The organism is Streptomyces sp. NBC_00005, from assembly GCF_045160215.1.
Lineage (GTDB): Bacteria > Actinomycetota > Actinomycetes > Streptomycetales > Streptomycetaceae > Streptomyces.
This window is the reverse complement of sequence record NZ_CP108316.1, coordinates 4,291,035-4,304,626: the sequence shown is the minus strand read 5'-3', so window position 1 is coordinate 4,304,626 and position 13,592 is coordinate 4,291,035. Positions and strand designations below refer to the sequence as shown.

The following is a 13,592-nucleotide window of genomic DNA, read 5'->3' as shown; positions in this document are numbered from 1 at the left end:
TCAGGGACGTCTCAGGGTTCTCAGGGTTACCGTGGCCGCATGACCGACGGCCCGCCCGAGCTGACCAGCCTCGAACGCACCGCCCTGTACAAGTCCCTCGGCAACCCGCTGCGCCGCCGGATCCTCGACTACATCGGCCGGCACGGGGAGGCGAACTCCACCGTGCTGGCGAAGGAGCTCGGCGAGAGTTCCGGCACCACCAGCTACCACCTGCGCAAACTCGCCGAGCAGCGGCTCATCGAGGAGATCCCGGAGAAGTCGGGCGGGCGGGAGAGGTGGTGGCGGTCGCTGCCGTTCAGTCACACCACACCCGACCCGGCCACGATGCCCCCGGAGGAGTACGCGGCGGCCGAGCAGCTCGCCCTGCTGAAGATCGAGGTCGACACCAGGCTGTTCCGCCGCGCCCACGAGGAGTACCGGGGGCCGGACGGCTGGGCCCAGGTCCAGCGTCACGGCGCCTGGATGACCAAGGACGAACTCCTCGCCTTCATGCGCGAGTACCACGCCCTCATCGACCGCTACGGCCACCCCCGCGAGAGGGCCCCCGACGGGGCGCGCCCGGTCAACATGCGTTTCTACGCGGCGCCCGAGCCCGTGGGAGAGTGGGACGGTGAACCGACTGGCACATGAGACGTCCCCGTATCTCCTCCAGCACGCCGACAACCCCGTCGACTGGTGGCCCTGGTCGACCGAGGCCTTCGACGAGGCCCGCAAGGCGAACAAACCCGTTCTGCTGAGCGTCGGATACAGCAGCTGTCACTGGTGTCACGTCATGGCTCACGAGTCCTTCGAGGACCAGGCCACCGCCGACTTCCTCAACGAACATTTCGTCAGCATCAAGGTCGACCGCGAGGAACGCCCCGACGTCGACGCCGTCTACATGGAGGCCGTCCAGGCGGCCACGGGTCAGGGCGGCTGGCCCATGACCGTGTTCCTCACCCCGGACGCCGAGCCGTTCTACTTCGGCACCTACTTCCCGCCCGCCCCCCGTCAGGGCATGCCCTCCTTCCGGCAGGTGCTGGAGGGAGTCCGCTCCGCGTGGACCGACCGTCGGGACGAGGTCGCCGAGGTCGCCGGGAAGATCGTGAAGGACCTCGCCGGACGGGAGATCTCCTACGGGGACGCCGCCACCCCGGGCGAGGAGGAGCTCGCGCAGGCGCTGCTCGGTCTCACCCGCGAGTACGACCCGCAGCGCGGCGGGTTCGGCGGCGCGCCGAAGTTCCCTCCGTCCATGGTGATCGAGTTCCTGTTGCGCCACCACGCCCGCACCGGCTCCGACGGCGCCCTCCAGATGGCCCACGACACCTGCGAGCGCATGGCCCGCGGCGGCATCTACGACCAGCTCGGCGGCGGCTTCGCCCGCTACTCGGTCGACCGCGACTGGGTCGTCCCGCACTTCGAGAAGATGCTCTACGACAACGCCCTGCTGTGCCGCGTCTACGCCCACCTCTGGCGCACCACGGGCTCCGAGCTCGCCCGCCGCGTCGCCCTGGAGACCGCCGACTTCATGGTCCGCGAACTCCGCACGAACGAGGGCGGGTTCGCCTCCGCTCTCGACGCCGACAGCGACGACGGTACGGGCAAGCACGTCGAGGGCGCGTACTACGTGTGGACGCCCCGGCAGCTCACCGAGGTCCTCGGCGGCGACGACGCCGAACTCGCCGCCCAGCACTTCGGCGTCACCGAGGAGGGCACCTTCGAGCACGGCTCCTCCGTCCTCCAACTCCCGCAGCAGGAGGGCGTGTTCGACGCCGGGAAGATCGATAGCATCAAGGACCGTCTGCTCCGGGCCCGCAGCGCCCGCCCCGCCCCCGGCCGCGACGACAAGGTGGTCGCCGCCTGGAACGGCCTCGCCATCGCCGCGCTCGCCGAGACCGGCGCCTACTTCGACCGCCCCGACCTGGTCGAGGCCGCGGTCGGCGCCGCCGATCTCCTCGTACGGCTGCATCTGGACGAGCACGCCCGTCTGGCCCGTACCAGCAAGGACGGTCAAGTGGGCGCCAACGCCGGTGTGTTGGAGGACTACGCGGATGTCGCCGAGGGCTTCCTCGCGCTGGCGTCCGTCACGGGTGAGGGTGTCTGGCTGGAGTTCGCCGGGTTCCTGCTCGACCATGTCCTGGCCGGTTTCGTGGACCCGGAGACCGGCACCCTCTACGACACCGCCGCCGACGCCGAGAAGCTGATCCGCCGGCCGCAGGACCCCACCGACAACGCCACGCCGTCCGGTTGGTCCGCCGCCGCGGGCGCCCTGCTGAGCTATGCCGCGCAGACGGGCGCGGAGCCCCATCGCACCGCCGCCGAAAGGGCGTTGGGCGTGGTCAAGGCGCTCGGGCCGCGCGTGCCCCGCTTCATCGGCTGGGGGCTCGCGGTCGCCGAGGCGTTCCTCGACGGGCCGAAGGAGGTCGCGATCGTCGGGCCCGCGCTGGGCGACGAGGCGACGAAGACCCTGCACCGTACGGCGCTTCTGGGTCGCGCGCCAGGTGCGGTGGTCGCCGTGGGGGCTCCGGAGAGTGACGAGTTCCCGTTGCTCGCCGAGCGGCCTCTCGTCGGCGGTGCACCCACCGCATACGTCTGCCGTAACTTCACCTGCGACGCACCGACCACCGATCCGGAACAGCTGCGCACCGCGTTGAGCAGCTGAAACGACAAGCAAGAAACGTCAGTTCACGCAATCGGCGTTCCAGATGTTCACTCTGGAGCATCGTTGTGATGAAACGCGCTCTTCATTGAAGGGGCCCGTTCACTTCACAGATCCCCCCTAATCTCTGCACAGGGACGCGACGTGAGTGACTCACCGTCGCGGCAGGGGGAATTGGGGATCTGGGGGGATCTGTTGCTGACGTCTGTCTTCATCGCTGCCGTTTCGCTGGCCTTGTTCTGGATGGCGGCCTTCACCTTGTGGTGGCAGATGCACGCGTGGCGTACGCCCGAAGTGCTCGCCTCCACCCGGTTCAGCAGACCGGACGGGGACGAGCACGTCTCCTTCTCGCTGCTGCTTCCGGCGCGGCACGAGCAGGCCGTGCTGGACCACACGATCCAGCGGTTGCTGGAGTCCACACACACCGACTTCGAGATCATCGTCATCGTGGGGCACGACGACCCCGAGACCACGGCGGTGGCCGAGAAGGCCGCCGAACGCGATCCGCGCGTCCGTGTCGTCGTCGACACCCACGAGAAGAAGAACAAGCCGAAGGCCATGAACACGGCGCTGCCGCACTGCCGCGGCGATGTCGTCGGGGTCTTCGACGCCGAGGACCAGGTCCACCCGGAGCTCCTCGCCCACGTCGACCACGCGTTCCGGACGACGAAAGCGGATGTCGTCCAGGGCGGCGTCCAGCTCATCAACTTCCACTCCAGCTGGTACTCCCTGCGCAACTGCCTGGAGTACTTCTTCTGGTTCCGCTCCCGGCTGCACCTGCACGCGCAGAAGGGGTTCATCCCGCTCGGCGGCAACACCGTCTTCGTACGGACCGACGTGCTCAGGGAAGCGGACGGCTGGGACCCCGACTGCCTTGCCGAGGACTGCGACCTGGGTGTGCGGCTGTCCAGTGTCGGCAAGAAGGTCGTCGTCGCCTACGACTCCGACATGGTGACCCGGGAGGAGACACCGGGTTCGCTGATGTCGCTGCTCAAGCAGCGCACCCGCTGGAACCAGGGCTTCCTCCAGGTCTACCGGAAGAAGGACTGGAAGCAACTCCCGGGATTCGGGCAGCGGTTGCTCGCCCGGTACACCCTCATGACGCCGTTCCTGCAGGCGTTCTCCGGCGTGATCATCCCGCTGAACGCGGCGGTCGCGCTCTTCCTCGACGTGCCCGTCGGGGTCGCCTTCCTCACCTTCCTGCCGCTGGTCACGGCCGCGGTCACCTTCGTCTTCGAGGTCGTCGGACTGCACGACTTCGGCAAGCAGTACGGGCTTCGCGTCCGCCTGGTCCACTACCTCAAGCTGGTCGTGGGCGGCCCCTTCTACCAGGTCCTCCTCGCCGGGGCCGCGATCCGCGCCGTATGGCGCGAGCAACGCGGCCGCAACGACTGGGAGTTGACCAGCCACGTCGGCGCACATCTCACCGAACCCGAACTCGAACCCGCAGCCGGACCCGAACTCGAACCCGCAGCCGGACCCGAAGTCAGAGCCGAAGTCGAAGTCGGATCGAACCGAGACCTCCGAGAGGACGTCCCTGCGTGACTTCCACCCTTCCCGCGGTGACCGCACCCAAGGTCCCCGCGCAGCGGCAGCCTGCGCCTGACGTCGGTTCGGCCGGTCGAACGACCCCGCCGAAGCGCCTGCATTCCTCCCGACCCGACCTCCTCCTGTGCGGCGCGCTCCTGGTGGCGATCCTCGTCGTGCAGGGCTGGAACATCGCCGACTACCCGACGCTCAGCGACGACGAGGGCACCTATCTCGCCCAGGCCTGGTCGGTCCAGCAGGGCAGGGGCCTGGCCCACTACACCTACTGGTACGACCATCCGCCCCTCGGCTGGATCCAGATAGCGGTGCTCACCTGGATACCGTCATGGCTCAGCCCCGGTTCGATGACGGTCGGCAGCATGCGGATCGTGATGCTGGTCGTCTCCGCGGTCAGCGCGGTCCTCGTCTACGTCCTGGCGCGCCGCCTGTCCCTGCCGCGCTGGGCCGCCGGGCTCGCCATGGCCCTGTTCGGCCTGTCGCCGCTCTCGGTCGTACTCCAGCGCGAGATCTTCCTCGACAACATCGCGGTGATGTGGACGCTGCTCGCCTTCACCCTCGCCGCCTCCCCGAGCCGTCACCTCTGGCACCACTTCGGCGCGGGCCTCGCGGCCGCCACGGCCGTGCTCACCAAGGAGACGATGCTCGTCATCCTGCCGGCGCTGTTCGTCACCCTGTGGCGGCACAGCCACCGGGACACACGGAAGTTCGCGGTGACCGGCGCCGTGACCGCCTGCGTGCTGATCGGCTTCAGCTACCCCCTCTTCGCTCTGCTCAAGGGCGAGTTGTTGCCGGGCGGCGGGCACGTCTCGCTCTGGGACGGCGTCAAGTACCAGATGACCAGGCCGGGTTCGGGCTTCATCCTGGACCAGGGTTCCGGCTCGTACGGCGTGCTCCACTCGTGGCTGTACTACGACCGTGTCCTGCCGCTGGGCGGACTGGCCGGCGCGCTGCTGCTGGTGGCCACCTGGCGCTGGTCGGTCACCGCCCGCGCCCTGGCCGGACCCGCCCTCACGATCGCGATCCTCACCGGGCTGGCCATGCGCCCGGGCGGCTACCTGCCAGCGATGTACGTCATCCAGGCGCTGCCCTTCCTCGCCCTGGTCCTCGCCGGAGGCGCCGCCTCCGTCGCCCACGGTGTGCTGCGCAGATGGCGGCGCCCCGACGAGCAGCGGTGGAGGACCGGCGGCCGTTACGCGCTCGCGGCCGTCCTGGCGATCGCCGCCGGTGCGTACGTCGTCCCGAAGTGGTACGACGGCGACCGCACCGCGGTCACCGCCGACGCCAACGCCCCCTACCGGGGCGCCTCCAAGTGGCTCACCACCCAGGTCGAGGACCCGAAGGACACCCGTGTCCTCGTCGACGACGCGCTCTGGCTGGACCTGGTGCACGGCGGGTACCGGCCCGGGCTCGGCGTCATCTGGTTCTACAAGGCCGACCTCGACCCGGCCGTGACGAAGACGATGCCGCACGGCTGGAAGGACATCGACTACGTAGTGGCCTCCCCGACGGTGCGGCGCGACGCGGTGGACCTGCCCAACGTGAAGGCGGCCATTGAGCATTCGACCCCGGTCGCCACGTTCGGTACCGGTGAGGACCGGATCGAGATCCGGCAGATCCAGACGACCGCTACGGCTGATGGAGGCGTCCGATGACCCACGAATACACCGCCCCCGGGAAGCTGGGCGATCCGGCCGTACAGGCCGCCGAGATCGCCGAACCCGGCGCCGTCACCATCGTCGTACCGACGTACAACGAGTCCGCGAACATCCGTCAACTCCTGCACCAGATCACCGAGTCGGTGCCGTCCCGGCTGCCCTGCGAGGTCGTCTTCGTCGACGACTCCACCGACGACACCCCCGAGGTCATCCACGAGGCCGCCAAGGACTGCCCCTTCCCGGTCACCGTCCTGCACCGCGAGGAACCGGTCGGCGGCCTCGGCGGCGCGGTCGTCGAGGGCATGAAGGCGGCCGGGTCGGACTGGATCGTCGTCATGGACGGCGACTGCCAGCATCCGCCGTCCCTGGTACCGGAGTTGGTCGCCACCGGCGAACGCGCGAACGCCGGTCTGGTCGTCGCCTCCCGTTACATCAAGGGCGGCAGCCGCGCCGGCCTCGCGGGCAACTACCGGGTGGCCGTCTCGCGCGGTGCGACCTGGCTGACCAAGTCCCTGTTCCCGCGCAAGCTGCGCGGCATCAGCGACCCCATGAGCGGCTTCTTCGCGATCCGCCGCAGCGACATCACGGCTCAGGCCCTCAAGCCCCTCGGCTACAAGATCCTCCTCGAACTCGCCGTCCGCAGCCGTCCGCGCCAGGTCACCGAGGTGCCGTTCGTCTTCCAGGACCGGTTCGCGGGGGAGTCCAAGTCGAGCGCGCAGGAGGGCTTCCGCTTCCTGCGCCATCTGATCGGGCTGCGCACCGCCTCGCCCGTCGCCCGCATGGTGGGCTTCGGCCTGATCGGCGCGAGCGGCTTCCTGCCGAACCTGGTCGGCCTGTGGGCCCTGATGGCCGTCGGCATGCACTACGTCCCCGCCGAGATCCTCGCCAACCAGCTCGGCGTCGCCTGGAACTTCGTCCTCATCGAGCACCTGCTGTTCCGCGACCGCCGCGGGCACCGCCGCTGGTGGGACCGCGTCGGCAGGTTCGCGCTGCTCGCCAACGCCGACCTGGTGCTGCGCATCCCGCTGATCGCGCTGTTCGTGGACCGGTTCGGGATGGGGGTGCTGTCCGCCACCGCGCTCGCGCTGGTGACGACGTTCGTCCTGCGCTTCGTGGGGACCGAGGCGCTGGTCTATCTGCCGCGCAGGGGGCGCGACAGTGGCACCGCAGCAAGGAGAGCCGTGTGAACAGACAGAGTCTCACCCAGCACCGTAGAAGAACCGCGCTGGTCGGGGTGGGGGCCCTGACCGCCGGTATGCTGCTCACCTCCCCTCAGTCCGCCGAGGCCGCCAACCTCGTGAAGAACCCCGGCTTCGAGACCGCCGGGAGCGACGGGATGCCGTACTGCTGGGAGAAGTCCGGCTGGGGCGACAACGACTTCACCTTCGAGACGACGGCGGACGCCCACAGCGGCTCCAAGGCGATGAAGGTGTCGCTCACCCGCCGCGTCGAGGGCGACCGCAAGGCGCTGATCACCGAGTCGACGGACTGCGCGCCGGTGGTGACGGCGGGCAAGCAGTACGACCTGTCGCTCTGGTACAAGACGACCACTCCGGACGCGAACGTCACCGTGTTCCGGCACGACGCGACCGGCGGCTGGCAGTACTGGACCGACCTCAAGACCCTGGAGATGCAGGGCAGTTGGACCCAGGCCACCGTCCGCACCCCGGAGGTCCCGGCCGGCACCGACCGCATCACCTGGGGTGTCTCCGTCTACGGCACCGGCTCGGCGACCACCGACGACTACACGATGGACCAGGTCGCCGACGTCACCCCGCCCGCGACCTGCACGGGTACGGCGGACGAGTGCGCCAACGGCCGCTGGGACGTGCTGCCCACGCAGAACCCGGTCCGCTCCATGCACTCCGTCGTCCTCAACAACGGCAAGGTGCTGCTGATCGCGGGCTCCGGAAACAGCCAGGAGAACTTCGACGCGGGCACCTTCACCTCGGCCGTCTACAACCCGGCCGACGGCAGCTACAAGGTGATCCCGACCCCGAAGGACATGTTCTGCTCCGGGCACATCCAGCTGCAGGACGGCCGGGTGCTGGTGCTGAGCGGCAACAAGGCGTTCCCGGCGGCGGACGGTTCGCACGGCTACGAGGGCTACAAGGACTCGTACATCTTCGACCCGGTCACCGAGACGTACAGCAGGACGAACGACCTCAACGACGGCCACTGGTACCCGTCGGCGACCGAGCTCGGCAACGGTGACGTCATCTCCTTCGGCGGTCTGCGCGAGGACTCGACCGGCTCGGTGACCGCCGAGTACTGGTCGGACGCCCAGCAGAAGTGGCTGGCGCTGTGGCAGGTCAACCAGACCTGGTCGTACTGGGGTCTGTACCCGTCGATGATCCTGATGCAGGACGGCCGCCTCTTCTACTCGGGCAGCCACGTCTTCGGCAACAACATCCCGGGCACGGGCTCGGCGATCTACGACTACGGCGCCAACACCATCACGCAGGTCCCGGGCCTGCAGAGCAAGGACGAGCGTGACCAGTCCGCGAGCGTGCTGCTGCCCCCGGCGCAGGACCAGAAGGTCCTCACCATCGGCGGCGGCAACATCGACTCCAACCCGGACGGCAACCGGCTGACCGACGTCATCGACCTCAAGGACGCCAACCCGTCCTACGTCGCCGGGCCCCCGATCCCGCAGGGCACGGTGGACCTGGGCAACGGCCCGGTGGCCGAGACCGGCAACCAGGGCAAGATGTACGTCTCCGCCGTACTGCTGCCCGACGGCAACGTGCTGGAGACGGGCGGCGCTCTGCACAACCGGGCCAACCCGGTCTACGAGGCGTCGATCTACGACCCGACCGCCAACACCTTCGACCCGGTGGCCGCCGACCCCGAGGCCCGCGGCTACCACTCGTCGGCGTTCCTGCTCCCGGACGGCCGGGTGATGGCCACCGGCGACAACCCGGGCAACGGCACCTGGAACCACAACGTGTCGATCTACACGCCGCCGTATCTGCTCAAGAGCACGCGTCCGACGATCACTTCGGTGATCGACACCGAGTGGAACTACGGCGACACCCAGCGGATCACGGTCGACCGGCCCATCGCCAAGGCCGAGTTGATCCGCCCGGCCGCCGTCACGCACTCCTCGGACCCGAACCAGCGGTTCGTCGACCTGCCGCTGTCCGTGGACGGCAACAACGTCGACCTCAATGTGACGAGCAACCCCAACGTGGCCCCGCCCGGCTGGTACATGCTCTTCGCGGTCGACGCCAACGGGGTGCCGTCGGTGGCCAAGTGGGTGCACCTGCAGGGCCCGCAGGCCCTGAGCGCCGACACCGCCTCGGCGCACGTCCACTCCTTCGCCGACGACCTCTCCGGCAAGGTGGTGGGGCCGGGCAAGAAGCGGACGTCGCAGAAGGTCCCCGTCACCCTCTCCGGCTGCGACCGGCACTACGGCTCGATCAACGTGTGCGTGCCGACCGCCTTCCCGAAGGGCGTGCGGAAGACGACGGCCTCGCGCTGCGCCTGGCTGAAGAAGAACGACTACGGCCGCCTGAAGGTCAACGGCAGGGACGACCCCCTGGGCCTCGACCGGAACAAGGACGGCATCGCCTGCGGAAAGGCGGACGTCAGGAAGGGCTGATCCTTTTCAGGTTCTAGCCCGCGAACTCCTCCAGGGCGCGCTCCACGATGGCCACCAGCTGCTCGTGGTGCGCGCCCTTCCAGTACGCGCGCCCGCAGTCCTGGCACTGCGCGAACACGTCGTACGACTGGTGCGTGCCGCCCGCCAACTGGTCCGCCACCTCCTCCTTGGTGGCCTCCCTGAGCAGCCCGTTGCAGGCGGTGCAGCGCGTCCAGGGCAGCAGCCGCGGCCGGAACCGGTCCAGGACGTCCCGCAGCTGGTCCTCGGGGCGGGTGCTGTACACGTAGGCGCCGGCCCACAGTTCGCGGCGGCGCAGCAGGCCCCGGTCGCGGCTGAGCATGACCCGCTGCTCGGCGGCCGAGCGGGCGGCGAGGGCGGGGTCGCCGATGTCCGTCGACTCGTACGACGTGTCCACGCCGAGCAGGCGCAGGCGGCGGGCGAGCGTGCCGAGGTGGACGTCGAGGAGGAAGCGGAGGGGGGCGCCCGGGACCTGCTGGGGGCGGTCGACGGTCCGGACCTCCACACAGTCGCCCGCGGCGGGGACGTACGAGTACGGCACCTCGCGGCCGTTCACCCACAGCGTCCCGACCTCGGTCAGCGGGACGCCGGTCGACTCGACGACGTGACCGAGGGAGGAGACGCCGTCGGTGACGAGCGCGGTGGCTGCGCGCCGGCGCTCGTGCGGGACGAACACGGCCAGGTCGGGGGCGAACTCGACGTGGATCTCGGGACCGTTCACCCGGTCAGGATGTCACGGGTGGGGGCGGCGGGCTCAGGGCTTTTCCGTGGGGAGGCCGTGCTCCATGACGTCCAGGGCCTGGTGCATGAGGTCCTTGAGGTCGCCCTTGAAGTCGCTCTCCGCCCAGTACATGGAGACCTCCATGAGACCGCCGATCAGGGACATCGCGTAGACACGGACTCTGAGGTCGTCCGGGTCCAGGCCGAAGTGGTCGCCGATCGCCCCGCACAGCAGGCGCCCGGTCTCCGACATGCTCTCGAACATCCGGGAACGGACGGCGGGGACCTGAACGCAGAGGTGCGCCCGCATCCGCACCATCTCCGGGCTGTCCTGCATGCTCCAGTCCAGCGCCCTGAACATGATGTGCCGCAGCGACGTCATCCACGGCTCACCGGCGGGCCGGGCGCGCAACTCCTCCAGCATCAGGGGGTCGTACTCGTCCGTGAGGACGATGTCCTCCTTCGTCGGGAAGTACCGGAAGACGGTCGACGGCGACACCTCCGCCCGCTCGGCGATCTGCTCGATCGTCGTGGCGTCGTATCCCTGGTCCTTGATCAGTCCGTACGTCGCCGAGCGGATCGCCTCGCGGGTCTTGATCTTCTTGCGTTCGCGGAGGCCGAGCCCGGGGCGGTCGGCGGGGGAGAGGGGAGATCGTGCGGCCGTCATGCAGGTCATTGTCCGGCATCGGTCCCGGAGGTGGCCATCTCCGGGGCCTCGGGCGACTTGTTCCGTGCGGCGGCCCGCGTGCCGGGCAGCAACGCCCCGGCCAGCAGCGCCGCGACGAGCGCCGCGATGCCGCACACCAGCAGGACGACACTCATGCCGTGGACGTACGCGCTGTTCGCGGAGGCGGCCAGATGGGCCGAGTGGGCCCGCTCGGCGACGATGTGCGCCGCGACCACGGAGTCCCCCGCGGTGTCGGCGGCCCGCGCGGGCAGTCCGCCGACGTCGAGCCGGTCGCGGAAGATGCCGGCGAGCAGGCTGCCGAGCAGGGCGATACCGATCGCGGCGCCGACCTGGCGCAACGTCATGAGCAGCCCCGAGCCGCTGCCGGCCCGGTCGCGGGGCAGGGTGCCGAGGGCGCCGTCCATCGCCGGGACCACGGAGAAACCGAAGCCGACCCCGGTGATCGAGAGCCACAGCGCCGTGAAGCCGTAGCCGGAGTCGACCGTCGTACGGCTGCCGAGCAGCGCGGCGAAGGCCAGTACCACCAGACCGGCGCTCACCACGGCGCGCGGACCGAACCTGGCGACGACCGGCTGGGCGCCCCGGGCGGCGATCATCAGGCCGCCCATCAGCGGCAGCAGCCGCAGACCCGTGCCGAAGGCGTCATGGCCGAGGACGGCCTGGAGGTACTGGGGCAGCACGAACAGCAGGCCCGAGAGGACGAACATCACCAGGGTCGCGGCGAGCGTGTTGAACAGGAAGCCGCGCTGGGCCAGCAGTTCCATGTCGAGCATCGGCCGTGCCACCCGCCGCTCGCGCAGCACCAGCGCGGTGATCAGGATCGCGGCCGCGGCGAACATGACCAGGACCAGCGGGTCGCCCCAGCCGCGCCCCGGTGCCTCGATGATCGCGTAGATGAGGGCGCCGAGTCCGGTTGCGGTGAGCGCGGTGGACAGGGCGTCGACCTTGGGGGAGGAGGGGTCGCGGGTCTCGGGGAGCAGGAAGACGCAGGCGGCGATGCCGATCGCGGCCATCGGGACGTTGACCAGGAAGACCGAGCCCCACCAGAAGTGGTTGAGCAGCCAGCCGCCGATGATCGGGCCGAGCGGCAGGCCGAGCGCCGAGGCGGCGGAGATGACACCGACGGCCTTGGTGCGCTCGTCGGGGCCGAAGAGCGAGGGCAGCACGGACAGGGCGAGCGGGGTGACCAGCGCGCCGCCGATGCCCATGAACGCACGGGCCGCGATGACCCAGTCGACGTTCCCGGCCAGCGCGCCCGCCAGCGAGCCGACGAGGAAGATGCCGAGCCCGGCGATCAGCATCCGGCGTCGCCCGAACCGGTCGCCCAGCAGCCCGGCCGGGAGCATCAGGGCCGCGAAGACGACGACGTACGCGTCCGCCATCCACTGCTGTTCGCCTGTGGTGGCGCCGAGGTCGCCGGCCATGGTCGGCAGCGCCACGTTGAGGATCGTCATGTCGAAGCCGAGCGTGAGCATGCTCGCGACCAGGGCCCCGAGGGCCCACCAGCGGCGGGGATCGCGCCGTGTCTCGTCCGGATGAGTGACAGTAGCCATGAAATGAGAGTAGCTCTCAAAATATAGTGAGTGTCAATAGGTATCTGCTCTCGGTATACGGGATCTGCCGTCGGCATACGGCGGGACCGGCCACGGCGGGTGGCGGGACCGGCCATGGCGCACGAAAAAACGGCGCACGAAAAATGGCCACGGCTGGAGAGCCGTGGCCATGTGTCCCTGAAGAGGGGGCGGTTACCCGTGCTGGTAAGCCACCAGCGAGATCCCCACGTAGTGGACGACGAACGCGGCGAGCGTGAGCGAGTGGAACACCTCGTGGAAGCCGAACCAGCGCGGTGACGGGTTCGGCCGCTTGATGCCGTAGATCACGCCGCCCGCGCTGTAGAGGAGACCGCCCACGATCACCAGGACCAGCACCGCGATGCCGCCGCTGCGCATGAAGTCGGGGAGGAAGAAGACGGCCGCCCAGCCCATCGCGATGTAGCAGGGGGTGTAGAGCCAGCGCGGGGCGCCGACCCAGAAGACGCGGAAGGCGATGCCCGCCGCGGCGGCACCCCAGATCCCCCACAGCAGCCACTGCCCCTTCGCCCCCGGGAGCAGCAGCATCGTCAGCGGCGTGTACGTGCCCGCGATGATCAGGAAGATGTTGGCGTGATCGAGCCTGCGCAGGATGCCGTCCATGCGCGGGCTCCAGTTGCCCCGGTGGTAGAGCGCGCTCACGCCGAACAGCAGACAGGCCGTCAGGGCGAAGATCCCGCAGGCGATACGTCCTCTGGGGGAGTCGGCGAGGGCGGTGAGTACCAGGCCCGAGACCAGTACGGCCGGAAACATGCCGAGGTGCAGCCAGCCGCGCAGCTTCGGCTTGATGGGCTCGGCGAGCTGCTGGGCGTGCTGCTTTATCTGGTGCGACAGGGAGCCCGCGTCGGAATCGCGGCCGGCGGCCGGCGTGTCCGTGGGCGCGTCGGGGACGGGGGCAGTCATGCCCCGCATCGTACCTACGGAACCGTAAGTTACGGATGAGTGCGGGCCGAGATTCGGTCAAGAGTGGCCATCGTCTCACGGGAGTTGGGCCAACGCCCGCCAGGCAAAAGAACCTTCAGATGAACTCAACGTGCACGCAAAAACACACTCGGAAACACACTGTCGCGTGACGATCCCCACTCCGCTCACCTGTGAGGCCCTCTGGACATATGGGCGCTCTCGTCGGATG

General features: G+C 69.4%; 10 protein-coding genes. 6 read left to right on the top strand and 4 right to left on the bottom strand.

Annotated features, from left to right (window positions below):
* Positions 1-39 precede the first annotated feature (39 nt).
* The 6 genes from OG303_RS19665 (at position 40) to OG303_RS19640 (ending at position 9,445) form a co-directional block, all read left to right on the top strand.
* Complete coding sequence (locus OG303_RS19665) at positions 40-630, top strand: ArsR/SmtB family transcription factor (RefSeq protein ID WP_405869712.1); 591 nt, start codon at positions 40-42, stop codon at positions 628-630.
* On the top strand, positions 611-2,641 hold the full coding sequence (locus OG303_RS19660; protein ID WP_405869711.1) for a thioredoxin domain-containing protein: 2,031 nt from the start codon (positions 611-613) through the stop codon (positions 2,639-2,641). Before OG303_RS19665 ends, OG303_RS19660 begins: the two co-directional genes overlap by 20 nt.
* A 192-nt stretch (positions 2,642-2,833) precedes the next feature.
* Entirely contained in the window at positions 2,834-4,183 is a 1,350-nt protein-coding gene (locus OG303_RS19655; RefSeq protein ID WP_405869710.1) for a glycosyltransferase, read from the top strand.
* Entirely contained in the window at positions 4,180-5,838 is a 1,659-nt protein-coding gene (locus OG303_RS19650) for an ArnT family glycosyltransferase (protein WP_405869709.1), read from the top strand. The genes OG303_RS19655 and OG303_RS19650 overlap by 4 nt, the downstream gene beginning before the upstream one ends.
* Positions 5,835-7,028: a glycosyltransferase gene (locus tag OG303_RS19645; RefSeq protein ID WP_405869708.1), complete on the top strand. Its 1,194-nt coding sequence runs from the start codon at positions 5,835-5,837 to the stop codon at positions 7,026-7,028. Before OG303_RS19650 ends, OG303_RS19645 begins: the two co-directional genes overlap by 4 nt.
* A 68-nt stretch (positions 7,029-7,096) precedes the next feature.
* On the top strand, positions 7,097-9,445 hold the full coding sequence (locus OG303_RS19640; protein WP_405877362.1) for a galactose oxidase-like domain-containing protein: 2,349 nt from the start codon (positions 7,097-7,099) through the stop codon (positions 9,443-9,445).
* A 13-nt stretch (positions 9,446-9,458) separates the two neighbouring features.
* Here the strand turns inward: OG303_RS19640 and OG303_RS19635 are convergent, their stop codons facing one another.
* The 4 genes from OG303_RS19635 to OG303_RS19620 form a co-directional block, all read right to left on the bottom strand.
* Positions 9,459-10,184, bottom strand: coding sequence for a Mut7-C RNAse domain-containing protein (locus OG303_RS19635; RefSeq protein WP_405869707.1), 726 nt, complete (start codon positions 10,182-10,184; stop codon positions 9,459-9,461).
* 33 nt (positions 10,185-10,217) lie between these two features.
* Positions 10,218-10,859: a TetR/AcrR family transcriptional regulator gene (locus OG303_RS19630; protein ID WP_405869706.1), complete on the bottom strand. Its 642-nt coding sequence runs from the start codon at positions 10,857-10,859 to the stop codon at positions 10,218-10,220.
* On the bottom strand, positions 10,856-12,424 hold the full coding sequence (locus tag OG303_RS19625; RefSeq protein WP_405869705.1) for an MFS transporter: 1,569 nt from the start codon (positions 12,422-12,424) through the stop codon (positions 10,856-10,858). Before OG303_RS19625 ends, OG303_RS19630 begins: the two co-directional genes overlap by 4 nt.
* A 192-nt stretch (positions 12,425-12,616) precedes the next feature.
* The gene (locus tag OG303_RS19620; protein ID WP_405869704.1) at positions 12,617-13,363 is read right to left on the bottom strand and encodes a hemolysin III family protein; all 747 of its coding nucleotides are present in this window, start codon (positions 13,361-13,363) and stop codon (positions 12,617-12,619) included.
* Between the last annotated feature and the right edge of the window lie 229 nt (positions 13,364-13,592).